Source organism: Micromonospora sp. CB01531 (genome assembly GCF_001905095.1).
GTDB lineage: Bacteria > Actinomycetota > Actinomycetes > Mycobacteriales > Micromonosporaceae > Micromonospora.
Window position 1 is genome coordinate 78,013 of the sequence record NZ_LWLS01000066.1, and the last position, 22,121, is coordinate 100,133.

At 68.2% G+C, this 22,121-nt stretch carries 21 protein-coding genes and 2 pseudogenes; 9 read left to right on the top strand and 14 right to left on the bottom strand.

The genetic code is table 11. From position 1 onward, the window contains the following. Window positions 1-277: 277 nt before the first annotated feature. The 5 genes from A6A27_RS16610 to A6A27_RS16630 form a co-directional block, all read right to left on the bottom strand. On the bottom strand, window positions 278-1,135 hold the full coding sequence (locus tag A6A27_RS16610) for an ATP-binding cassette domain-containing protein (RefSeq protein WP_073835511.1): 858 nt from the start codon (window positions 1,133-1,135) through the stop codon (window positions 278-280). Next, a complete protein-coding gene (locus tag A6A27_RS16615; RefSeq protein ID WP_073835512.1) occupies window positions 1,132-2,145 on the bottom strand; it encodes an ABC transporter ATP-binding protein in 1,014 nt (337 codons plus the stop codon). Before A6A27_RS16615 ends, A6A27_RS16610 begins: the two co-directional genes overlap by 4 nt. Beyond that, the gene (locus A6A27_RS16620; protein ID WP_073835513.1) at window positions 2,142-3,029 is read right to left on the bottom strand and encodes an ABC transporter permease; all 888 of its coding nucleotides are present in this window, start codon (window positions 3,027-3,029) and stop codon (window positions 2,142-2,144) included. The genes A6A27_RS16615 and A6A27_RS16620 overlap by 4 nt, the downstream gene beginning before the upstream one ends. Next, entirely contained in the window at window positions 3,026-3,946 is a 921-nt protein-coding gene (locus A6A27_RS16625; protein WP_073835514.1) for an ABC transporter permease, read from the bottom strand. The genes A6A27_RS16620 and A6A27_RS16625 overlap by 4 nt, the downstream gene beginning before the upstream one ends. Window positions 3,947-4,025: 79 nt before the next feature. After that, complete coding sequence (locus tag A6A27_RS16630) at window positions 4,026-5,564, bottom strand: ABC transporter substrate-binding protein (protein ID WP_143194027.1); 1,539 nt, start codon at window positions 5,562-5,564, stop codon at window positions 4,026-4,028. A 314-nt stretch (window positions 5,565-5,878) separates the two neighbouring features. On the opposite strand from A6A27_RS16630, the gene A6A27_RS16635 reads away from it, so the two are divergent. Together A6A27_RS16635 and A6A27_RS16640 are read left to right on the top strand one after the other, a co-directional pair. Continuing rightward, a complete protein-coding gene (locus A6A27_RS16635) occupies window positions 5,879-6,568 on the top strand; it encodes a GntR family transcriptional regulator (RefSeq protein ID WP_198940329.1) in 690 nt (229 codons plus the stop codon). A gap of 91 nt (window positions 6,569-6,659) precedes the next feature. After that, window positions 6,660-7,697, top strand: a complete 1,038-nt coding sequence (locus A6A27_RS16640) for a YncE family protein (RefSeq protein ID WP_073835517.1) — start codon at window positions 6,660-6,662, stop codon at window positions 7,695-7,697. 393 nt (window positions 7,698-8,090) lie between these two features. Here the strand turns inward: A6A27_RS16640 and A6A27_RS16645 are convergent, their stop codons facing one another. Both A6A27_RS16645 and A6A27_RS16650 read right to left on the bottom strand, forming a co-directional pair. Then, entirely contained in the window at window positions 8,091-8,273 is a 183-nt protein-coding gene (locus tag A6A27_RS16645) for a hypothetical protein (protein WP_073835518.1), read from the bottom strand. Window positions 8,274-8,443: 170 nt separating this feature from the next. Further along, window positions 8,444-8,737, bottom strand: a complete 294-nt coding sequence (locus tag A6A27_RS16650; protein WP_073835519.1) for a hypothetical protein — start codon at window positions 8,735-8,737, stop codon at window positions 8,444-8,446. Here A6A27_RS16650 and A6A27_RS16655 point away from each other — a divergent pair. Both A6A27_RS16655 and A6A27_RS16665 read left to right on the top strand, forming a co-directional pair. Then, window positions 8,732-9,541 (top strand): GntR family transcriptional regulator, encoded by an 810-nt coding sequence (locus A6A27_RS16655; RefSeq protein WP_241825290.1) that lies wholly within the window; start codon window positions 8,732-8,734, stop codon window positions 9,539-9,541. The two genes, A6A27_RS16650 and A6A27_RS16655, sit on opposite strands and share 6 nt — an antisense overlap. A gap of 339 nt (window positions 9,542-9,880) precedes the next feature. Then, window positions 9,881-11,068: an amidohydrolase gene (locus A6A27_RS16665; protein ID WP_073835522.1), complete on the top strand. Its 1,188-nt coding sequence runs from the start codon at window positions 9,881-9,883 to the stop codon at window positions 11,066-11,068. A gap of 303 nt (window positions 11,069-11,371) precedes the next feature. Here the strand turns inward: A6A27_RS16665 and A6A27_RS16675 are convergent. The 5 genes and pseudogenes from A6A27_RS16675 to A6A27_RS16695 all read right to left on the bottom strand — a co-directional run. After that, window positions 11,372-11,602, bottom strand: a pseudogene (locus A6A27_RS16675) (transposase); the annotation flags it as partial. Between the two features lie 51 nt (window positions 11,603-11,653). Next, window positions 11,654-12,088 (bottom strand): low affinity iron permease family protein, encoded by a 435-nt coding sequence (locus A6A27_RS16680; RefSeq protein WP_241825291.1) that lies wholly within the window; start codon window positions 12,086-12,088, stop codon window positions 11,654-11,656. Window positions 12,089-12,611: 523 nt separating this feature from the next. Further along, window positions 12,612-13,757, bottom strand: coding sequence for a winged helix DNA-binding domain-containing protein (locus A6A27_RS16685; protein ID WP_198940330.1), 1,146 nt, complete (start codon window positions 13,755-13,757; stop codon window positions 12,612-12,614). 58 nt (window positions 13,758-13,815) lie between these two features. Then, window positions 13,816-14,658: an NAD(P)H-binding protein gene (locus A6A27_RS16690; RefSeq protein ID WP_073835525.1), complete on the bottom strand. Its 843-nt coding sequence runs from the start codon at window positions 14,656-14,658 to the stop codon at window positions 13,816-13,818. A 63-nt stretch (window positions 14,659-14,721) separates the two neighbouring features. Beyond that, window positions 14,722-15,906 (bottom strand): epoxide hydrolase family protein, encoded by a 1,185-nt coding sequence (locus A6A27_RS16695; protein ID WP_073835553.1) that lies wholly within the window; start codon window positions 15,904-15,906, stop codon window positions 14,722-14,724. 63 nt (window positions 15,907-15,969) lie between these two features. Between A6A27_RS16695 and A6A27_RS16700 the strand changes: the two genes are divergently transcribed. From A6A27_RS16700 to A6A27_RS45935, 4 genes are all read left to right on the top strand, one after another. Beyond that, window positions 15,970-16,947, top strand: coding sequence for a helix-turn-helix transcriptional regulator (locus A6A27_RS16700; protein ID WP_073835526.1), 978 nt, complete (start codon window positions 15,970-15,972; stop codon window positions 16,945-16,947). Between the two features lie 261 nt (window positions 16,948-17,208). Continuing rightward, a complete protein-coding gene (locus A6A27_RS16705) occupies window positions 17,209-18,045 on the top strand; it encodes an alpha/beta fold hydrolase (RefSeq protein ID WP_241825292.1) in 837 nt (278 codons plus the stop codon). A gap of 9 nt (window positions 18,046-18,054) precedes the next feature. Continuing rightward, the gene (locus tag A6A27_RS16710; protein WP_338013290.1) at window positions 18,055-18,936 is read left to right on the top strand and encodes a helix-turn-helix domain-containing protein; all 882 of its coding nucleotides are present in this window, start codon (window positions 18,055-18,057) and stop codon (window positions 18,934-18,936) included. Between the two features lie 345 nt (window positions 18,937-19,281). After that, window positions 19,282-20,223: a hypothetical protein gene (locus A6A27_RS45935; protein WP_073835527.1), complete on the top strand. Its 942-nt coding sequence runs from the start codon at window positions 19,282-19,284 to the stop codon at window positions 20,221-20,223. Window positions 20,224-20,309: 86 nt separating this feature from the next. Here the strand turns inward: A6A27_RS45935 and A6A27_RS45940 are convergent. Then, window positions 20,310-20,429 (bottom strand): annotated as a pseudogene (locus A6A27_RS45940) (helix-turn-helix domain-containing protein); the annotation flags it as partial. A 200-nt stretch (window positions 20,430-20,629) separates the two neighbouring features. Here A6A27_RS45940 and A6A27_RS16725 point away from each other — a divergent pair. Then, complete coding sequence (locus A6A27_RS16725) at window positions 20,630-21,205, top strand: dihydrofolate reductase family protein (RefSeq protein WP_073835528.1); 576 nt, start codon at window positions 20,630-20,632, stop codon at window positions 21,203-21,205. Window positions 21,206-21,502: 297 nt separating this feature from the next. Here the strand turns inward: A6A27_RS16725 and A6A27_RS16730 are convergent, their stop codons facing one another. Next, window positions 21,503-21,952, bottom strand: a complete 450-nt coding sequence (locus tag A6A27_RS16730; protein WP_143194028.1) for a hypothetical protein — start codon at window positions 21,950-21,952, stop codon at window positions 21,503-21,505. Window positions 21,953-22,121 lie beyond the last annotated feature (169 nt).

Sequence of the window (22,121 nt, forward strand, 5' to 3'; positions counted from 1 at the left end):
GATCAGCCGGTGCGTCGTCAAGACCGTTCCGATCCAAACTTCGGAGAGCACGGGACGGGGCGCCTTGCCGCCGGGTCCGCCCTCCAGATCGACGAGCAGCGAGGGCTCATCGCGAGCGCGCCAGGATCGACGACCTTCCCGTGGGATGAGCTGGATGGTGCAGCCGTCGTCCGACGACCGCCAGTCCAGCGCAGTTCAGGACGTGGTCCGTGATCCTCATGCCAGGGATCGTGTACTCGGTCAACTCCATCGTGATTCCTTCCGCACTTGCCCTCGGTCAGGCCTCTGGCGCAGCGGAGCCAGGGCTCGGCTCGCTCTCGGCTGCCGTCGCTCGCCTCCGTCGCGCCTCGCTCGGGCCCATCGCGGGGATCGCAGCGAGCAGTGACCGCGTGTAGGCGTCCGCAGGATGCGCGAACACCCGCTCCGAGGTGCCCTCTTCCACGATCCGGCCGCGGTACATGACCGCCACGTCGTCGGCGATGTGGCGGATCACCGACAGGTCGTGCGAGACGAAAAGATACGTGAGCTGCAGCGACTGCTGCAGATCCGCCAGAAGGTTCAGCACCTGCGCCTGGATCGATACGTCGAGCGCCGACACCGGCTCATCCAGGATCAGAATGTCCGGGCTCAGCGCAAGCGCCCGAGCGATGCCGACCCTCTGCCGCTGGCCGCCTGAGAACTCCGACGGCTTGCGCCTGGCCATTTCCGCGGTAACCCCGACCCGATCGAGAAGGTCGGTGACCTCCTGCGCCCGGTACCGTCCGGCGAGCCGAAGAGGCTCCGCGACGATCTCGTGCACCGTCATCCGCGGGTCGAGAGCCGAATACGGGTCCTGGAAGACCATCTGCATTCGGCTGCTCAGCCGGCGCCGCGCCCGGCGTCCGCTGCCCGTGACGTCCTCACCCATCACCTTGATCGAACCGCTGACGATCGGAGTGAGCCCGAACAGCGATCGCATCAGGGTGGACTTGCCGCACCCCGACTCGCCCACGAGCCCGAGCGTCTTGCCGCGCTGCAGACTCAAGCTCACCCCGTCGACAGCGGTGAGGACCGTCGATGCGCCAAAGAGCCGCTTGCGCTTGTACTGGACACGCAGGTCGTCGATCTCCAGCAGCGGGGTTTCGGAGCCGCTCATGATGCCGTCCCCACCATGAGCAGCTCCTCTGCGAAGTGGCATGCCGACAGCGAGCCCGAGACGGTCGGCCGGAGCTCCGGCCGTTTCTGCGTGCAGACGTCCCGGCCCGCGTGCAGCGCGCATCGCGGCGCGAAAGCGCAGCCCTGCGGCCGGTTGCGGGGAGAAGGCGGATTACCCGGGATCGCCGGTATGCGCTCACGGCCACCGGTGACCAGGCTCGCCAGGAGTGCGCGCGTATAGGGATGCGTCGGCTGCTCGAATACGGTCGCCACGTCGCCGAATTCAACGATCCGGCCGCTGTACATCACGATGATGCGCGAGGCGTTTTCGACGGCGAGCCCGAGATTGTGCGTGATCAGGATCATGGCCGAGTCATGGGCCGCGCGCACCCGCGCAAGAGATTGCATCACCTGCGCCTGAATCGTCACGTCCAGCGCCGTTGTCGGCTCGTCCGCTATCAGTAGATCCGGATCGTTCGCCATCGCCATCGCAATCATGGCCCGCTGGCGCATTCCCCCCGACCACTCGTGAGGGTAGGCGCGCGTGCTGCGCTCGGGCTGCGTCACGCCCACTTGTTGCAGTAGATCCTGGATCCGGGCGGAGGCGTCCTTCCGCGACGCACGGGGATTGTGCAGCCGGACCGCTTCCGTTAGCTGCGGGCCGATCCGGCGAAGCGGGTTCAGGGAAGTCATCGGGTCCTGGAAGACCATGCCGATTCCGCGTCCGCGGATGCTGCGCAGTTCCCGCTCCGGAAGGCCGATCATCTCCCTGCCCTGGAACAGGATGGAGCCGCCACCGATGCGCAGAGCGGGCGGGAGCAGACCCATGACCGCAAGAACGGTGAGGCTCTTGCCCGAGCCGGACTCACCTACGATGCAGAGCGTCTCCCCGGGGAACACGTCGAAGGAGACGCCGTCGACGAGAACGATTTGCTCATCACCCGAGTCGGACACGATCCGAAGGTCCCGCACGCTGAGCAGCGGGACGTCGGCGCGGATGCTGTCGTTCATGCTGTGCGTGCCCTCCTGAGCGGGATGGAGCCTTCCGCAGTGAACCGCTGGCTCAGCAACTGGGTGCCGGCCACGAGGATGAAGATCGAGAGACCGGGGAGGATGGACTGCCATGGGTTCGTACTGAGCACGGGCTGGCCCTGCAGGATGAGACCGCCCCACGTGGGCGCAGGCGGCTGAACGCCCAGCCCGAGGAAGTCGAGTCCGGCCTGTAGCAGCATGACCACGCCCACATCGGTCACCGCGAGGATCAGCACGGGCGGTACGACGTGCGGTAGGACGTGTCGCCGAATCGTCCAGCTCGCACTCGCCCCGAGGATCTGGGGCGCGACGATGAAGTCCCGGCCGCGTAGCGACAGCGTCACCGCCCGCGCCACCCGGGCATAGCCCATCCAGAACGTGCAGCCCAGGACGACGACCATCAGCGTCGCGCTCGGGCCGACGATGGCGGAGATCGCGATCAGCAGCAGCACCACGGGCAGGGAGAGGATGGCGTCGCTCACCAGGCCGATGAGCCTGTCGATCCACCCGCCGAAGAAGCCGGCGAGAAGCCCTATCGTGGCGCCGATGATCACGTTGATCACCACGATCGCCAGCGTGATCGCGATCGTGGTCCGGCCGCCCTGCGCGATCCGGCTCAGCGTGTCGCGGCCGAGCGAGTCGGTGCCCAGCAGATGCGCGGAGTCTGTGAACGGCGGGAGGTTGGCATGGGAAAGATCCTGGGCGAGAGGATCGACGCCAGGCAGCAACGGGACGATGATCACGAACAGGAGCATGCACAGCAGCAGCGTGCCGCCGATGATCGGGAGGACGCTCTTGCGCACCCGCCGGCGTGGTCGGACGACGACGGTCTCCACGGGGATGTCGATGAGCTGCTCGGTCATGCCAGCCGTACCCTCGGGTCGAGAACGGGATAGAGGAGGTCGACGGCCAGATTGACGACCACGAACATGATCGCCACGACCAGGAGCCCCGCCTGCACGACGGCGAAGTCTCGAGTGCTCACCGCCTGCATGAGGACCTGGCCGACACCCGGCCAGGCGAACACCGTCTCCACGATCACGGTGCCGCCGAGCAGGCCCGCGAGATTCATCCCAGCCATCGTGAGGATCGGCAGGAGCGCATTGGGCAGCATCTCCCCCACGACGACAGCCGCCTGCGACTTCCCGCGGGCGTAGGCGGTCACCACGTAGTCCTGCGTCGACTGCTCGCTCAGCGCCGAGTCGAGTAGGCGCACGTAAAGGACGAACTGACCCGTCGCTATCGTGATCACCGGCAGCACGTAGGACAGCGGGCCGGTGAACCCCAGCGAAGGCAGCGCGTGGAGTCCCACCGACAGGATCAGCACCAGGACGACGCCGAAGAAGAAGTCGGGCATCGCCTGCCGAAGCGACCCTCCCCAGACGAAGGTCGCCCGCAAGCGCGTGCTGCCGGTGATGTGGATCAGGATCGCGGCGCCGATCGCGACAGTGAGGCCGATCGCGAACGAGATGAGCGCGAGGCTGATCGTGGCGGGGAGCCGCTCGGCGATCAGGGTGATGGCCGGTGCGCTGGGGTTGCGGTAGGACACGCCGAAGTCCCCGCGCAGCAGGCCTCCGAGGTAGTCGAGGTACTGCTCGCCTAGGGGGCGGTTGAATCCCAGGCGCCCGTTCAGCTCGTCGATCTGCTGCGCGGTGGCGCCCTCGGTCAGCAGAAGCGCCGCGGGCTTGCCGCTGGCGCGCCCGAGCACGAACGCGATCGTCACGACGCAGAAGAGGGTGAGCACTCCCTGCAGTAGGCGGCGTACCAGATACCTGATCATTGTTCTCACCCTGAGGTTCGAGTCATGTGGCGGACTTTCGCGGTGGCCTCCGTCGGAGCCACCGCGATAGTCCGACCGACTACTTGGAGGAGATGTCTGTCAATCGGTAGATTCCGTCGGCCGCGGGAGTCCAGGTAAGCGACGAGTTGACGGCGTAGGAGTAGTGCCCGGTGTACAGCGGCAGGTGGTAGGCCTCCTGCGCGTTCTGGGTCCAGATCTGCTCGAACACGGCTGCCCGAGCGTCCGCCGCGGCCGACTGCTGCTGGGTGTAGAGCTGAGTCATCTTGGGGTCATGCGGGTAGTCCTCGGGTCCGCCGGCCAGCAGCTGGCTGACCACGACGTCGCCGTCCATGCTGGATGGCGCCCAGCCCTGGAGGTACAGCCCGGTGATCTGGTGGTTGGCGATCTTCAGGCTCAGACTCGTCTGCTGCTGCCCGATCAGGCGGACCTTGAGGCCCACCTTCTGCAGGTAGCCCTGCACCGCCTGTGCCAGATCGGGCGACATCGGGTCACCCCCCGTGCTCGCGAAATCGAAGGTGATCTCCTCACCCTTGTAGCCGGCCTGGGAGAGCAACTGCTTGGCGCGGTCGGGGTCGTACTCCGGTGCCGGGAAGTCCGGCACGAAGCCCTGAACGCCCTTGGCAACGAGCTCGCCGTTGGCGACGCCCTTGCCGCCCAGCAGGTTCTTGATCAGCGAGTCGCGATCGATCGCGAGCGAGATCGCCTGGCGGACGTCTTGGTTGGCCAGCACACCCGCCGTCGTGTTGATCCCGATCTGCATGACCTGGTTCGAAGGCTCGGAGACCGCCTTGGCCTGGGACGAGCCGCTCAGCGAGGTGATCTGGTCTGCCGAGATCGGTGCAATGTCGAGCGTGCCCGACTGCACACCCGTCAGGCGGGCGTTGGTGTCGCCGACGAATGAGATCGTCACGTCCTTGATGCTGGGCTTGGTGCCCCAGTACTTGTCGTTGCGGGTGAGCTGGTAGCTCACCCCGTGTTTCCAAGAGACGAACGAGTAGGGTCCGGTCCCCACGGGATGGTTCTCGAAGTCGCTGCCATCCTTCTCGTACACGCTTTGCGGGACGATGCCGATCGTCGCGACCTGGTTCAGCCACGCACTGAACGGGCTCTTCAGCACGAACTCGACGACGCCGGGCTTGACCTCGGTGACGCTCTGCACCATGGCGATGGCGACGCGGTTGGTCGACTTCGGGGAGTCGAGGATCTTCTGATACGTGTATACGATGTCGGACGCCTTTAGCGGGTCCCCGTTCTGGAACGTGACGTCCTTGCGGATGTCAAAGTCCCACACGGTGGAGTCCTTGTTGTGCGTCCAGGAGGTCGCGAGACCCGGCTCGATCTTGCCGCTGGCGGTGATCCGGGTCAGTCCGTCGTAGAGCGCGTAGTAGATGTTCCAGGACCCGATGCTCCGGGTCATGATCGGGTCGGTGTCCGACGGCTCGGTTGGCAGCGCGACGGTGATGCTGCTCGTCTTCGTGCTGCCGCCACCGGGGCTCGTCGTCGACACGCAGCCAGTCAGGGCCAGCCCGCAGGCGACCGCTGAGACCAACGCTGCAAGAGAACGCTTCTTCACTGTTCCTCCGCTGGAGTGCGCCACGCTCTTGTTCGGATATCTCCACCGCTCGACGACCGGGAGCAACTCGTCACGTTTGGTATACGAAAATGGCCGCGCACAGTCTGACCCGCCGCCATGACGATGTCAACAGGTCGCTGACGGGTTCGCGGACGGCCCACCGGGCGCCTTCGCAGTGAGCGTCAAGAGATGCGGGAGATGGAACGTATCCCCAGGTAGACGGGCTTTCGTGCAGGCTGGCGCGGGGGCTTGACCACGATGAGGGGGGACGTGGCAGGCTACTCCGCATCGAGGGCAGCGCCTCGTCGCTTTGTATACCTTCGGCAGACGGAGATCGGGTGGCTGTGCGCAGTGCCGACACGTTCAGACCGGAGGCCGATCGCGTCGCCGGCCTGATCCGGGAGCAGATCATCGATGGCATCCGGCCGCCGGGCAGCAGGCTCGTCGAGCGGGAGATCTCCGAGGAGATGGGGGTCAGTCGCGTGCCCGTGCGCGATGCGCTCAAGATGCTCATCGCCGAAGGGCTCGCCGTCTCCCGTCCGTTCGCGGGGGCACTGGTCTGGCAGGCCACGGAACGCGACATCGACGACCTCATCGAGGTGCGGTCCGGCCTCGAGACGCTCTCCTTCAGTCTCGCCGCCCGCCGTGCCACGATCTCGGATCTCGCCGAGCTCAGCGCCGATCTGGCGCGGGAGCGCCGTGCGGCGCAGGCCGGTGACGTCATCGGTGCCCGCCACGCGGCGGCGGACTTCCACGCCACCGTCACGCGGATCTCGGCGAACCAGCTACTGAGCGAGCTCTATCGCGTCACGGACGGACGGATGCGCTGGCTGCTGTCTCAGCATGACGATCTCGGTGCAATGCTCACCGAGCACGAGTCGCTCTTCCAGGCAATCGCAGACGGCGACGAGAAGCGCGCGGGCAAGACGGCGCAGCGCCACGTGAAGGCGAGTCGTAAGGCTGCCGTGGCGCATCTGGCAGCGCTCGTGGCCGGATCCGATCGGCGCGAGAGCCCGGAGCACGTTTGACGTTCACGATTTTGTATACCAAAGTCGGCTAGCGTCGGCGGACGACCGCTCACCGTGGGCGATCGGCAGACCGCCGAGGGGAAGGGACACCATGAACAACGAAAGCGCGGACAGCACCCGGGCGACCGCACATGCGCCGATCGTCGTGGTCACGCAGTCGTGGTCGGACGGGATCTGCTTCGTCGACGCCACCCGGACGGATGCCTCCGCCGTCGTGGCCCGGACCGAGGTCGGCGCGGCTCCGTGGGGGGTCACGGTCCACGCGCCCTCGAACCGCATCTATGCGGCTACCGCCGAGGGTCTGGCCGTCGTCGACCTCGATCGCCGGACGCTGATCGCGCTCGTCTCGTATGCGAACCAGCCCGATCGCATCGAGTACGGCGAGGAGCGTCCCGGAGGCACGGGGCTCGTGGTGACGCCGGATGGGGAGCGAGTGTATGTCGCCGTAACGCGGTCCGGGGAGAACTCGGTGATCGAGGTGTTCGACGTCGCGCAGTCGCGATTCATCGAGTCTGTCGAGGTCGGCTTGCGGCCTTTCGACGTGCAGATCTCGCCCGCGGGCGACGAGGTCTACACGATCGACCACGACTCGTTCACGCTGCACACGATCGGCCTGCCCGACCACACGGTACGCCGGGCCGAGGTCTCGCCGTTCGGCACGGAAGGTGGCTTGATGTCGCATCAGAAGCCGCACTACGCGGCGGTGGCCCCCACGGGCGAGCTGCTGCTCCCCTATCAGGGGAAGGGCCTGGTGACCTTCGACCCGCGGCAGCAGAGCTACACGACAGCGCCCATGACGGGCGACACGCACCAGCACGGCGTGTCCCTGACCCGCGACGGGCGGCTGCTCGTGGTGGGCGTCGGCGCGATCGGCGGTGCGAAACTGGGTCCGAGCCTGACGATCCGGGACACGGACGGGGAAGAGGTCCTGGTCGAGCTCGACAAGGGGCACGAGAACGTGGTCGAGTGGATCAGTCCCGTCGACGGTCGCGCGAAGGCGCTGCTCACCGGCGGATCGACGAGCCGCGGTCCGTGGAACGGCCTCACGATCATCGATCTCGACAGCCTCGAGCGCTATGAGGTCCCGGTGCCGGGACGACCGCAGGGTGTGGCCCTGCTTTCCCGCTGAGCATTGTGACCGGCGGCCTGCGGGGCCGCGACGGGGGGCCCATCACGTCTCTGCGGTCGAGACGCGGGTCCCCCACCGAATGTGAGTCGCCGGCGCGCGACCGCGTCTGCGGCACGTGCCACGGATTGTCGTCGCGCAGGAGCCGGGCAAGCATGCCTGCGGCGGGTCATGGTAGGCCAGGGGGCCCAGGAAGCGCGTGATCGCCCGGTGCCCACCGACGTGATCGAGTCGGTCGTGGTCGCGGCCAGGGGCCGGCGTGCTGCATCGCCAGGGTCTCCGCGACGCCGGCCGGCCATCCGTCGAAGAGACGCGCCCCGCGACGGCCGCCAGAGCGGGGCCGAGCCGAGCGACGTCCTCGTCCGGGCTCTCTGATCGCGTGGTGGACGGTCGCCGTCAGATAGCCCGGAAGAGGACGGGGACCGCCTCCGCGGCACCGACGTGCGATGAGCACTCCACGAGGATCGTGAGCGGGCCGAAGCAGTCCTCGAGTAGGCCTGAATGCGCCCGCAACCCCTCCATCGACACGGCGACGACGGTCGGTGTCACCCAACCCTGCCCGTCCTCCTCAATGCGCATCGAAACCGGAGGCCACCTCGCGCACGCCCGGGGCCGCCACAATTGCCGACCGGCGTTCCGCATAGGCCCGGGCGATCCGGACGCGGACCGGTGCGGTGGGACGCTTGCCGCCAGGTCCGCGAGCGCGACGTCAGGGCCGGCTCCGGCGTCGAGCAGGGCACGGGCGATCTCTACCGGTCGGCCTTGGTGGCGGCGACCAGCGGTGTGCGTCCATCCTGGTCGCGGCTCTCCAGGTCGGCGTTGTCGGCCATGGCCTGCTTGACGCCGTCCAGGCCACTGCCGGCGGCGGCCCTCGTCAGTCGGGCCGTGGCGTCGGTGTTGGTCGGCGGCTGACTGGTGATGGGCCAGTTCTCCCCGTTGGACGTCCGCGACTGTGCCGTGTCGGCGCCATCGGATGCCGTTGTGCCGGTGCAGGCGCCGAGGAGGCGGGTGAGCTCGCCGAGCAAGGCGACGCTAGTGTGCATCGCGATCTTCCGGACGCCAAGTGCCTTCTTTCCGGCGACGAGGTCAGGGCATGGGAAGGTCCTCCGCGGTTGCGTCGAGTCCACTTCATGCTACGGTGGTATGCCAAAATTCGTAACTCTTCAGCGGGCAGTGACCATATGGCAGAGGCGGGGGGCTTCGAGCCGGAGTCGGAGCGCGTCACGCGGCGACTGCGTGAGGAGATCCTGGATGGGGTTCGCGTTCCGGGAGACCGGCTGGTGGAGCGAGAGCTGGCAGACGAGCTGGGCGTGAGCCGGGTGCCGGTGCGTGAGGCGCTGCGGGCGCTGGTGACCGAAGGGTTGGTGACACCGCGACCACGATCCTGGGCCGTGGTTCGGGAGTTCACCGCGTCCGACATCGCGGACCTGAACGAGGTCCGCGCAGCCTTCGAGTCGTTGACGTTCCGGTTGGCCACGCAGCGGCGAACCCGTGACGGCCTGAAGCGGCTTCGCGGCGTGCTGGATGACGAGCTGATGGCAGCGCGTGCGGGGGATGCGGTCCGGGCCCGTCGTGCGGCTGCGGACTTTCATGAGGTAGTGACGTTGTTGGCGGCGAACGAGCTGCTCGTCGAGCTCGAGCGCCCCTTGCGCAGCCGGATGCGATGGCTGCTTGGGCAGCACGGTGACCTGATGGCGGTCGCAGAGCAGCACGAGGGGTTGTATGCGGCGATCGCCGACCGCGATGTCGCCCGCGTCGAGCGTCTGGTGGCCGAGCACCTCGCGGCTGGGCGGCGTACGGCGATGGCCCACCGGCAGGGTCATTCCGACGCGGCGACGAGAACCTGACCCACGCGATGACCCGGCTCAACAGGAGTCGGGTGCGGCGGCTCGGGCGCGGTCGCTGATGCCGCGCAGACGAGCGCGCAGTGCACAGACTTGGTCAGCCAGCTCCGGATCCGGGCCGGCGACCGAGACCGGTGTTGTTGGGGTGCGGTGCGACGGCGCCGGGCTACGCCCGTCGACGTCGACGAGTAGCGAATCGAAATGGCTCGTCACCGGCGCCCAGTGCCTCGCGGGCAAGGTCGACGCGCCGGCGCAGATGCTGGCGGACCTGCTCCGTGAGGGCGCGTGGGTCGTCGGGTTCCTGTACGTATCCACTACTGCACTCTGGTATACCATCAGAGTATGACGTCTCTGATCTTGACTAACGTGCGCCCATGGGGCGCCGACCCGGTCGATGTGGCGATCGCCGACGGGCTGATCGCCGATGTGGTACCTACCGGCACCGCGGATGGTGCCGGCGAGCGCGTCGATGGGTGCGGCCTGTTGGCACTGCCCGGGTTCGTCAATGCGCACGCGCACGTGGACAAGAGTTGGTGGGGCCAACCGTGGGTCTCCTACGACGGCGAGGCCACGACGCAGGGACGGATCGCGCACGAGCGTGCCGAGCGGGACAAGCACGGCATCCCGAGTGCCGCGAGCACGATCGCGGTCCTGCGGGAGTTCCTCCGCCACGGTACGACAGCCACCCGTACACATGTCGACATCGACCTCGGCGTCGGGCTGCGCGGTATCGAGACGGTTCACGAGGCGGCCGCCGCGCTGGACGGGGCGGTCGAGGTGGAGATCGTGGCATTCCCGCAGGACGGCGTGATGCGCCGGCCCGGCGTCCTAGAGCTGCTGGACCAGGCAGCCACGGCCGGCGCCACGAGCATCGGTGGTATCGATCCGGCGTCCATCGACCGGGACCCGGTAGCTCAGCTCGACGGGCTGTTCGAGATCGCCGAGCGCCGCGGCGTCGGTATCGACATCCACCTGCACGACGGCGGCGAGCTTGGCGCCTTCCAGTACGAACTGATCATCGACCGCACTGTCCGGGCGGGCCTGCAGGGAAAGGTCACGATCTCGCACGGATTCGCCCTCGGCGAACTCCCGGCGCAGCGTCAGGCCGAGCTACTGGTCCAGTTCGCCAACGCAGGCATCTCCTGGGCCACGGTCGCGCCGGTGCGCTCGGCGCCGTTGCCGTGGCGAGCCATGCGGGACCACGGCATCCCGATCGGGCTGGGCACCGACGGCATCCGCGACCTGTGGTCACCGTACGGCGACGGCGACATGCTCCGCATCGCCCTGGGGTTCGCCCGGCTGCACGGCCTCCGCACCGACGATGACCTCGCCTACGCGATCAAGCTCGCCACGACCGACGGCGCCCCGTTCGTGCAACGTGCCGGGCACGATCTGGTCCCCGGCGCGCGAGCCGACATCGTCCTGCTCGACGCCGAGAACCTGCCGGACGCCTTGATGAGGGCTCCCCGGCGCCAGGCCGTGATCGCCGGCGGGCGGCTGGTGGTCCGGGACGGCGAGCTGCTGATCTAGTGCGGTGTCCACTCACGGTCACCGGGTTTCCGCTGATGAGGATTGCAAGGCCGCGTTCGCCCCTACCAGCGCAGGCCGCGCAGCAGGCAGTTGTAGGCCCGATTGTCGACAGCGAGGCGGCTGCCGTCGGCGGGCTGCTTGATCGGGGTCTTGATGCCGTGGCCTTTCGTAGTCCAGAGTTGCCCAGGGCGGGCAGGTCGAGTTCGGCGGCCGACCAGTTCAGCGTGGCGGTGACGCCGAGCTCACGGGCGCAGTGACGGGCGTATTCGCCGAGTGTTCGGCGTAGGTGTCGGTCACCGATGATGAGCATGCGATCTCGTCGACGCCGGTCAGCCGCCGTTGCCGCTTCTTGACGATCTGCGGCTCTAACGTGCCCGCCCGATCACGCGGCACGGCGATCTCGACATGGTTCGTCGCGTCGGTAAGCACCGTCTTCGGCCTGGTCCCGTTGCGGATGTTTCCTGCCCCAGCACCGGCAGGGTCATGCTTCTCAAAGCCGAGGTGCTCAGTTATCTCCTCATTGAGGGCAGTCTCCCGCAATCCGATACCGGCCGGACGCGCATGTAGCCGTTTCGGCCGACGGGTTCAGGAGCTCTCGCGATCCTCCAGCCCGACCGCGTCGCGTAGCTCGGTTACCGCGTCGTGCAGTCCCCGGCGATCGTGGATGTCGGCGGTATGGGTCATCAGCTCTGCGACCGCCTCGGCCAAGGCGTTGAGCTTGTCCTGGGTCGACTGGTCGTTGCGGGTCTGGGTGTTCTGCAGGAGTGCCACCAGCAGGAAGGTGACGATGGTGGTCGCGGTGTTGATGATGAGCTGCCAGGTGTCGATGTTCTGAATCACCAGGATCGACGGCGCCCAGATCAGCACCAGCAGCAGACAGGCGGCGAAGAACCAGGCCCGTGAGACAAACTGCGCAGCATGGGTGGCGAATTTGTCGAAGAACGACAGCTGGGGCGTGACATCGCTGGGCATGTGGGGTGCCGGCCGCTGATTGGCCGCGACAGGCTGGCTGGTACTCATGTGCCTGCTGTACCCGAGCATGGGCCGCCGCGAAACGGCGCCCGTGAGTAGGCGGAAGTTGCGTGGTGAAGCAGATTTCGTCACCTACGCCGCCACCGGTGGTTTGTCCGTCACTCACGGGCGCCAGATGTTGCTGAGTTCGAGCGCCGGCGAGATCTTGTCGGCCTCGATGTTGTCAATTTCGGCGCCACCATGGTGCGTCGGTCGCCTGCCGCTGGCCGAGCCTCACGCTCGCGCACGGTGACGAGCGTCAAGAGCCAGCGTGCGATGTCTGCGGCAGATGTGCGCACGTGATCTTGGCTGGCCGGCGCGTTCAGGGGCAGGAGCGGTGCGGTCCGCTTGGACTTGCACGGGAGCAGTGACCTTTGGCGACCCGAGACGTCGGCGCGTCGGCGGGGCGTGTGTCCATACGTACCAGCGGGAGACTGCGACGGACGTACGGACGGTGAGGAAGGTGCCGGCGGCGCACACCCGCTCGGCTATGAGCGGGCGTCGGTGGAAGGCGCGCATGAGCACGGCTTGATCAGTGCTGATCGGTTTCCTCGCCGGTCACCTTGTCCTCGGAGCCGACGGACGGGGCCGTGCCGTCGCGGAGGTCGTGGGCGGCGCCGGGCGCGGCGAACTCCAGCAGTCGGGCGCCTTCGGTCTCGATCTCGGCGCGCTCGGTGGCGGTCAGGGGCCGGAACGGGTCGATCTCCAAAGTCGCTGACGCCTTGCCCGGATGGAGCTTCCAGGCGCCCGTCACCTGCCCGTCCACCAGGAAGGTGGCGCGCATCCCGTTGCGCGTCATGACCCGTTTGCGGGCCTCCTCCGAGATCACGCGGGTGCGGTCGGTGTGGGAGGCCAGGAGGTTGTCGTATTCGGGCAAGAAGCGAACCGGAGCGCAGGCGTCGGCGTCGGGGCGTGGCGCATCAGGCAGGTCGAACAGCTCCACCCCGTGCTCGTCACGGAAGACCGCCAGCCGCGGCCGCAGCCTCTCCAGGACGAGACGCAGCCGGGTTCGTCCGGCCCACGTCTGCACGTCGGTGACCGAGGCCGGGCCGAACGCGGCGAGGTAGCGCAGCACGATGTGTTCGGAGTCGGCGGCGGGGGCGGGCTCGGCTCCGGTCCAGCCGGCCGCCGTCGCGTACCGGGTGGTGCCGCCGACGCCCCAGATGGCGCGTGGCGGCACCTGCACCACCGGCACCAGGTTCCGCACTACGGTGGCGAGCGCGCGGGGCTCGCGATCGGGCCACCGCTGGTGCAGCGCCGCCCCGAGCTCCTTGGGGGTGAGGTGTCGGGTGCCGAGCAGCGCCCGGCCGGACTCCGCCACGGTCGCACGGTCCAGACCGGTGAGGGTCGTCTTGAATGCGGTGTCCAGCTCACGGTCGAGCGCGGGCTGCGCCCATGGCCGCAACGAGCGGTAGTCCGCCGTGGTGACCAGGTGGACGGTGCTGCGCATCAGCGCGACCCGCACCAGGCGGCGCTCGGTTAGCGCGTCGGCCAGGTCGGCGGTGGCGAACTTCCGCAGTCTGCTCCAGAGTCCGAAGTAGGGCGCGTACGGCGCCTGCGCCTGCATGCCGACCAGCCGGGTGACCGCCTCCTCGGCGGTCGCGTCGGCCCGTTCCAGCAGCATCTGACGGGCCAGCAGGGCGCGCCCCAACTCCCGTCGTCCCAGCACCTGTGCCACCGTGGCGTCCTTTCCGTCCAGATGGCAGGGGCGGCGGATGCCGCCCCTGCCTCGTTGATCAGCCGCCGAAGTCGGCCCGGTGATCCGCGGCCCACTCTGCGTAGGTGCGGGCGGGGTGCCCAGTGATCTGCTCGATGACGTCGTTGACCGGTGCGGGCTTGCCGACCGCGTCCGCCATGAGAGCGAACAGCGCCGCCAGGAACTCGGGGTCCATGAACTGGCTCATCTGCTGCAGCACGGGCTCCGGGTCGAGGTCCTCGACGGTGAGCGGGCGCCCCAGCGTCTCGCCGAGGATGCGGACCTGTTGTGCCTGGGTCAGCGACTCGGTGCCGGTCAAATCGTAGGCCCGCCCCGCGTGCCCGCCGCCGATCAGGATCCGCGCGGCCACCTCGGCGACGTCCCTCTCGTGCACGGCGCTGAAGGCCGCTTCGGCGTACGGCGAGCGAATGACGTCACCGCCTTGGAGCTGCATCGCGAACGTCAACGAGTTGATGGCGGGGAACAGCAGCCGCAGGAACGTCCACTCGATCCCGGACGCCTCGATGGCCCGCTCGACATCGCGGTGGTACTGGGCGATCACGTCGGGCTGCCGCTCGGCGCCCGGGACGACCGCCCCCGAGGACAGGAACACCAGCCGCCGCACCCCGGCCCGGCCCGCGGCCGCCAGCAGCGGAGCGACATCCATCCCGTACTGCAGAACCAGGAAGACGGCCTCGACGCCGGCCAGCGCCGCCGGCAGCGTCTCGGGCTTGGTCAGATCGCCCCGGACGACGTCGACCTCCGCCGGCAGCCCGGCCTGCTCCGGGGTACGGGTCAGCGCCCGCACCGGCGCACCCGCGGCGACCAGCTCCTCTACCGCCTGACGTCCGAAGTGAGCCGTGGCACCGATGACGAGATACATGAGGGTTTCCCTTCGTGCGAAAACATGGGGATCTGATGGGGTCCGCCGACAATCGGCGGCGGATTAGCGAACCTTGCGGAAGAACTGCCGGATGTCGTCGACGAGCAGATCGGGCGCGTCGTGGGCGGCGAAGTGGCTGCCCCGGTCGTAGACGTTCCAGGAGAGGATGTTCTTGTGGTCGCGGTCGGCGAACGTCCGGATGGACTGGAAGTCCCAGGCGAAATTGGCCAGGCCGAGGGGCACGGTGGTCGGCTCGGGCACGGACGTGCCCCGGCCGTTCGACTTCTGTTGTACGGGGGCCGCCGCCGCGTCCTCGTAGTAGAACCGGGCGGCTGAGGCGGCCGTGTTGGTCAGCCAGTAGATCATCACGTTGGTGAGCACGTAATCCGGGTCGAGCGAAGCGCCGAGCAGCTGCGCGTGCCAGCCCAGCAGACCGGCCGGGGAGTCGGCCAGGGCGTGCGCCAGATTCTGCGGCTCGGTGGACTGGAGCTTGTCGTACGCGCCCCGGTTCTGGGTGAACCACTCGGCGAACGCGAGCTTGCCGCGCTCCTCCTCGGACAGACCAGCCAGCTCGGCGGGGTCACCCGACGGGAACGAGAAGACCTGCGTCACGTGCACGCCGCAGACGTGCTCAGGGTCGACCCGGCCCACCTCGGGCGAGATCAGCGATCCGCCGTCGTTGCCGACCGCGCCGTACCGGTCGTACCCGAGCCGGCGCATCAGCTCGGCCCAGGCCCGGGCCACCCGGTACCGGTCCCAGCCGCGCTCCCAGGTCGGCCCGGAGAAGCCGAAACCCGGCACCGACGGAATGACGAGGTGGAACGCGTCCGCCGGGTCGCCGCCGTGGGCCCGCGGGTCGGTGAGCGGGCCGATCACGTCCAGCCACTCGACCACCGAGGTCGGCCAGCCGTGGGTCACGACCAGCGGCGTCGCGTCCGGCTCCGACGACCGCACGTGCAGGAAGTGGACGTTCTGGCCGTCGATCTCAGTAGTGAACTGCGGGTACGCGTTCAGCTTCGCCTCCCAGGCCCGCCAGTCGTAGCTGGTGCGCCACCGCTCGACCAGCTGCTTGACGTAGCCCACCGGTACGCCGTACTCCCAACCGGGCGGCACCGGGCCGGCCGGCGCCGACTCGCCCGCGGGCAGTTCCTCCGCCCACCGGGTCCGGGCCAGCCGCTGCTGGAGATCGTCGAGGTCGGCCTGGGGGATGTCGATGCGGAACGGGGCGATCGTGCTGTCGTTCGTCATGGTCATCAACGTAAGAGACAATTAGGCAAGGATCGTTCCTAATCGAGTGGCAGACTCCGAAGAATGTTGGAAACCTCGGCGCGGCTGCTGCGCCTGCTCTCGCTACTCCAGACGCCACGCGAGTGGACCGGCGCCGAACTGGCCGAGCGGCTGGCGGTCAGCACCCGCACCGTCCGCAACGACGTGGAACGCCTGCGAAACCTCGGCTACCCGGTGCACGGCACCCGAGGCGCGGTAGGCGGCTACCGACTCGGCGCCGGCGCCGCACTGCCGCCCCTGTTGCTCGACGACGAGGAGGCGGTCGCGGTGGCGATCGGGCTCCGCACCGCCGCCGGGGGCACCATCACCGGGGTCGAGGAAACCTCGCTGCGCGCACTGGCCAAGCTGGAGCAGGTGCTGCCAGCCCGCCTCCGGCGTCGCGTCGACGCCCTCAAGCAGTACGCCGTCGCGGTGCCGCGGGACGACCTGGGCCCGCGGGTAGACGCCGACACGCTGAGCGCCCTCGCCGCCGCCTGCCGGGACCACGAGCGCCTGCGATTCGACTACCGAAGCCACGACGGCTCCGAGAGCCGGCGCGAGGTGGAACCGTACCGGCTGGTCAACTGGGGACGCCGGTGGTATCTCGTCGGGTTCGACGTCGAGCGGGCTGACTGGCGAACGTTCCGGGTGGACCGGCTCCACCCACGCACCCCGACGGGCCCCCGATTCATCCCCCGCGATCTCCCCGAGGAAGCCGTCGACCAGGTACGCCGGGGCGTGTCGTCGGCCGCCTGGCGGTACCGAGCCCAGGTCGTCGTGCACGCGCCGGCCGAACAGCTCATCGAGCAAATCAACGCCGCCATCGGCACCATCACCCCGGTCGACGACACCCACTGTCTGCTGGACACCGGCGCGGACAGCATCGAGGCGCTCGCCGTCCACCTCGGCCTGCTCGGCGTCGACTTCACCGTGACGGAACCCGCGGAACTCGTCGAACTCGTGCGTACGCTCGCTGGCCGCTACCACCGCGCCACCACCAAACCGCGTCCGCAGGACACCTAGGCCAGGGCCGCCTCGGACCGCCCAGCGCGACCCATCTTCACCATCAAGGTCGCACGGATTACCGCAGACCGACAGGACGATCCGCACACCCGAGGCATGCACTCTTCTCGGCTAGATGAGGACGGCGGTGGCTTGGGTGGATGGGCAGCTGGGCCGTAGCGCTTCGCACCAGGTTGCGTTCAGCTCAGGGTCGGCCCCAGCCCACTCCACGACGACATTTGTCCAAGACTGACGGTCGGCAGCCCATGCATCATCCCCTGCATGAGTGAGTACGACGTTGAGCACCCGCATGGGATGCATGTGGTCCACGACGGCCCGCGGCAGGCGCCGCCCCTGTTACTCATCCACGGGTCGGGGGCCTCGGGCGCTTCCTGGAGCCCGGTGGTCCCGGCACTGGCCGCCCACCATCACGTCATCCGGGTCGACCTTCCGGGCTGCGGCCAGTCCCCATCCGCGCTGTCATACGACGTGCCCGTGCAGGCGGGCCGGGTGGCGGCGGTGCTCGACGACCTCGGCCTTCGTCCGGTCACAGCGGTCGGGCACTCCAGCGGCGGCTACGTCGCCACCGCGCTCGCCGAACAGCGCCCCGACCTGGTGAGGTCGCTCGCGTTGATCAGCACCGGCCCGAGCGCCGATGCGCTCCTTCCGCAGCCGGTCCTTCTTCGGGTCCTGCTGGCCCCGCCTTTCGGCCCGCTGCTCTGGTCGACGCGTTCGGACGCGATGATCCGCAGGGGCATAAGCGTGACGTGCGCCCGCCCGGTGGAGGTCCCGGACGACTTGGTCGCCGACCTACGGGGCACCACGTACCGCGCGATGAGGACGGTGCTGCGCCGTAACACCGCGTACATCGCCGAGCGGCGGGTGCCCGAGCGTCTCACCGCCCTCGATGTCCCCGTGCTGGTGATCTTCGGCGCTGCCGACCGCCGCTGGGAGCCGTCGTCGGCGCACCAGTACGACGCGGTGCCGAACGCACGGGTCGAGCTGCTGCCCGGCGTCGGGCACATACCCATGCTCGAAGCGCCCGAGACGACCAGCAAACTGCTGCTGGGCTTCACGGCAACAGCCGCTGACACCTTGCCCGTGATCCCTCAGGCATAGACTGGTCACGTGCTGTCGACCGGGACACCACCCGACTGGGCGTCGGTGGAGATCGCAGTCCCGCGCCCGTCAGGTCGGCTGCCGGGGATCAGCATGGCCGGGTTCCGCCACCGTGCCCCCGCACTCGTGGACATCGCCATGGTCGCGCACCCATCCGTCACACTGCTCGTCGACCTGAGCGAGGGAGAAGGCGCCGCCTACGACACCCATGGCCGGCAGGAACGCGGCAGTGTCGTCGTCGGGCTCCTCCCCGGCGATCTTCGGGCAACTGGCCGGAGGGGCGAGTGCCTCCAGATCCGGCTGGAACCGGTCGCGGCGGCAGCGGTGCTCGGCGCATCGACCGAACTCAGCGGTGCGGTCGTATCCCTCGAAGACGTCTGGGGCCGCGACGCCGGACGAGCCGAGGACAGGCTGCGCGCCGCCGCGTCATGGGACGAACGGTTCACGATCGCGCAGGAAATCCTCGGCCGACGGCTGGGCGCCCGCCCACCGGTCGATCCGGAGGTCGCCTACACCTGGCGGCGGACGCTCACCAGCCGGGGGCGGGTGCGGGTCGACGGCCTGGCGGACGAGGTCGGCTGGAGCCGCAAGCGCCTGTGGTCCCGCTTCCGGTCCCAGCTCGGCATCACCCCCAAACGCGCCGCCCAACTGATGCGGTTCGACCACGCCGCCCACCTTCTCGCCGCGGGCCACGCCGCCGCCAGCGTTGCCACCGAGAGCGGCTACGTCGACCAGTCCCACCTCCACCGCGAGGTTAAGGCGTTCACCGGGCTTACGCCCACGGCCGTGGCCGTCGCACCATGGCTCGCGATTGACGACGTTGCGTGGCCGGCCTCATCGCCAATCCGGAACCCCGTGACGGGTGGCGAACGCATCCCCGACCTTCGTTGAGCAGCCTGCCTGACACGATCCGGCTCCCACGCGCCGCGCAGATTGAGAAAGCCCGCCGCGTCAGGGCGGACTTCGTCCGCGGCCGCTGCAATAGCGACCGCAAGGCGCGCTCTCTCTCATCGGCTGCCCGCGCTGGTCGTGTGGCTCTCATTTGGCCTGCGCAGTCCCGGGCGTCGCCCCAAGGGCGGGGAGAGGCTCAAGAGGGGTTTGCTCGGCTCGAAGTAGCGTTGCCCTCCCGGCTCGATGAACCAGGTGGATCGAGCATCGGAGGACTCGTTGAGCGTCATGTCGGATCGTGTGGTCATTGGTATGGACCCACACAAGCGTTCCGCAACGATCGAGGTCATGGCCGGCGAGGAGACCGTCGTCGGTGTGGGCCGCTTCGGCACCGGCCGGGACGGCTACGCGGCGATGACAAAGTACGCCAAGCAGTGGCCGAACCGGGTCTGGGCGATCGAGGGCTGCCAGGGCATCGGCCGGCACATCGCCAACCGGTTGCTGGCCGGTAGTTCGCTGGCAGCCGGTGCGGGTGCCCGGCTGCGGAGGATGGTCATGGCCTCACGTCTGACGAGAACGAATGCGGTCACGGTCAACGACGTGCTCGACGGGCAGAAGCTGCTGGAGATCGACTGCCTGGACCGGGTCTATCTGACCTTGTCCGTGCCGAACCTGGTGGTGGGCGGGCAGGTGGTCAGCTTCCTTAACCAGCACGAGGGCATGCCGGTGCCGTCTCCTGCGCTGCTGGAACGCCGTGGGCAGACCTTCCGCCGGGCGGTGATGTCCTTCGCCGGGGCCAACGACATCCCGGTCATCAACTTCACCGGCAAGAAGGAGAAGACCCGGCCGGGCGTGCTGGCGGACAGCCCCTGGCCGGAACGCAAGATCGACCAGGTGATGCCGTTGATGCGCCAAGCCGCGGCTACCGGCCGGTCCCAGGTCGTCGCGATCGGCGTGGCGCAGGAGTACCAGCGCGTTTTCACCGGATCGAAGTCCGCCACCGACACCGGAGCCGTGTGGTTCACCTACCAGCGCGTCGACCGGCGGGTCACCTGCTACTACTTCTACCTGTGGGACACCGACTTCGGCCCGGCGTTCATCAAGATCTGCGCCTACTTCCCCTACCCGGGAAAGATCTGGTTCAACGGGCACGAGTGGGCCAAACGCCAAGCAGCCAAGGCAGGCATCAGCTTCCGTGAGCTGTCCAACGGCTTCGCCGCAAGCCAGGACCCGCACGGGCTGCAGGACATCTGTGACCGGCTCGGACCCGGCACCATCACCAGTCGTTGACCTCGAAGGACACGTTGCGCAATCCCAGCTCGTTGGCCATGGCGGCCGGCGACCCCGGCACGGAGTCGGGCCGCACCAAGCGCGCCAGCTCCGATCCGCCGCTCCGGTTTCCTGATGACGTGGCTGATCCGGCCGGTCGTCACGCGCAGGCGTTCGGCGGTACGGCCGAAGTGCAGCTCGTCGGCGAGCGTCAGAAACGTCTCGATCTCGTGTCGCTCAGCATCCCGCCGCTCCTTGTTGAATCCGGGTCAACGATCGTAGTCCGATCATGGCTTGATCGGCGTGGCCGGTTCGCGAATCGTTAAGGGCGTGGCCGGGGCCCACCGGACAGGCCGGGAGCGGCAATGATGGGACAGCGCCGGCCCCGTAACGAACAATGCACCTCAGACCAATCAAGGAGCTACCAATGCGCACCCTGATCGCCACCGCGTTCGTCTCGCTCGACGGCGTCATCGAGGCGCCCGGCGGGGAACCGGGCTACCGCAACTCGGGCTGGACCTTCCAAGACATCGAGTTCGACGAGGCCGCATACGAGATTAAAGGCCGTGAGCAGGACGAGGCCACCGCCATGCTGCTGGGCCGGGTCAGCTACCAGGCGTTCTCCCCAGTGTGGCCGGACATGACTGCGGAGTTCCCCGGCTACAACGCGATGCCGAAGTACGTCGTGTCGACCACGCTGCAGGAGAAGGACCTGGTGTCCAACTGGGGCGAAATCAGCATCCTCCGATCACTGGACGACGTCGCCGCACTCAAAAAGACCGAGGGCGGGCCGATCATCATCCACGGCAGCGCCACCCTCAACCGCAACCTGGCCGATGCCCGCCTGATCGACCGCTACCACCTGCTGGTCTTCCCAGTCCTGCTCGGCGCGGGCAAGCGGCTTTTCAGCGACACCGACAAGGACAAGCAGAACCTCCAACTCATCGACAGCGAGTCATACGCCAACGGAATCCAGAAGCTGGTCTACGACGTCATCCGCTGAACGACCCCGACGAACACCGTTACCCGCTGCCCGGACAGCTGTTCCGGCAGCTCCGGTTGGGTCTTCAGCAGCTTGCTACAGCGGACCACCACGCCGAACGAAGACGCTTGTGATGAGCTTCCTGGCAAGCGCACCTGGACGACGCCCGCTATTCGGCAGTTCAGGATGCCCGCTCAAAAGCCAGCTACGACCGTGACCGCTCGCGATCAATCAGCAAGCACAGGCGGCGGCATAGGGCGTTCGATCAGCAGTTGCGCCCTGTCCATCCCGGCAGTTAGCGATCTACCGTTGGTGGCGCTACTGGCTCGCAGGTGCCCGATGCCCGTAGTGGTGCTGGTGTAGCAGCGGGTCGGTCGCCACGACGAAGTCGATCACATCCCAGAACTCGCTGAGTTTTGGGTGGGCCAACGCCTCGGCTCGAGTGAGCTTATGACCATAGAGGGGGTCATCCGGCGCCACCGATGCTGCGTCTACCGCGGTAGCCCCAGGCAGATCGCTGCCGGCGCCTGGGCCGAAGCGGCAGCCGAAAGTGAGGTGATCGTCGTAGTCGGTGTCCTGACCCCACGTACCGAATACCACGTCGATCCAGCTTTCGGCTACGCCGTCGTGGTTGTAACACGCGGCGAAGAACACCCCGTACGGGAGGCCGTCACGAGTCACCATGCACCAGGTGCGGCGGCTGGGTTGCCCGCAGCACTCACAGGTCTTCTCGGCACCGCCACGGTACGACTCATCAGTCTTCAGCACGGCAAGATCGTCCCAACCGCGGCGCTGCGCCCGCAACACTATGATCAGCTGGCCGTGAACATCCTCGACCCGGCAGTTCAGAGTGCCCGCTCGGCCCCGCGGCCAGCTACCGACCGCGACCGCTCTTGAGCTAGGCGTCGACCTCGCCACGCACTGTTAGGCGTGACCG

Coding starts and splice junctions, on each gene's coding strand:
- A6A27_RS16610 (WP_073835511.1), bottom strand. CDS start 1,135: ATGAGCGGCTCCGAAACCCCGCTGCTGGAGATCGACGACCTGCGTGTC.
- A6A27_RS16615 (WP_073835512.1), bottom strand. CDS start 2,145: ATGAACGACAGCATCCGCGCCGACGTCCCGCTGCTCAGCGTGCGGGAC.
- A6A27_RS16620 (WP_073835513.1), bottom strand. CDS start 3,029: ATGACCGAGCAGCTCATCGACATCCCCGTGGAGACCGTCGTCGTCCGA.
- A6A27_RS16625 (WP_073835514.1), bottom strand. CDS start 3,946: ATGATCAGGTATCTGGTACGCCGCCTACTGCAGGGAGTGCTCACCCTC.
- A6A27_RS16640 (WP_073835517.1), top strand. CDS start 6,660: ATGAACAACGAAAGCGCGGACAGCACCCGGGCGACCGCACATGCGCCG.
- A6A27_RS16645 (WP_073835518.1), bottom strand. CDS start 8,273: ATGCGCATTGAGGAGGACGGGCAGGGTTGGGTGACACCGACCGTCGTC.
- A6A27_RS16650 (WP_073835519.1), bottom strand. CDS start 8,737: ATGCACACTAGCGTCGCCTTGCTCGGCGAGCTCACCCGCCTCCTCGGC.
- A6A27_RS16665 (WP_073835522.1), top strand. CDS start 9,881: ATGACGTCTCTGATCTTGACTAACGTGCGCCCATGGGGCGCCGACCCG.
- A6A27_RS16680 (WP_241825291.1), bottom strand. CDS start 12,088: ATGAGTACCAGCCAGCCTGTCGCGGCCAATCAGCGGCCGGCACCCCAC.
- A6A27_RS16690 (WP_073835525.1), bottom strand. CDS start 14,658: ATGTATCTCGTCATCGGTGCCACGGCTCACTTCGGACGTCAGGCGGTA.
- A6A27_RS16695 (WP_073835553.1), bottom strand. CDS start 15,906: ATGACGAACGACAGCACGATCGCCCCGTTCCGCATCGACATCCCCCAG.
- A6A27_RS16700 (WP_073835526.1), top strand. CDS start 15,970: ATGTTGGAAACCTCGGCGCGGCTGCTGCGCCTGCTCTCGCTACTCCAG.
- A6A27_RS16705 (WP_241825292.1), top strand. CDS start 17,209: ATGAGTGAGTACGACGTTGAGCACCCGCATGGGATGCATGTGGTCCAC.
- A6A27_RS45935 (WP_073835527.1), top strand. CDS start 19,282: ATGGCCGGCGAGGAGACCGTCGTCGGTGTGGGCCGCTTCGGCACCGGC.
- A6A27_RS16725 (WP_073835528.1), top strand. CDS start 20,630: ATGCGCACCCTGATCGCCACCGCGTTCGTCTCGCTCGACGGCGTCATC.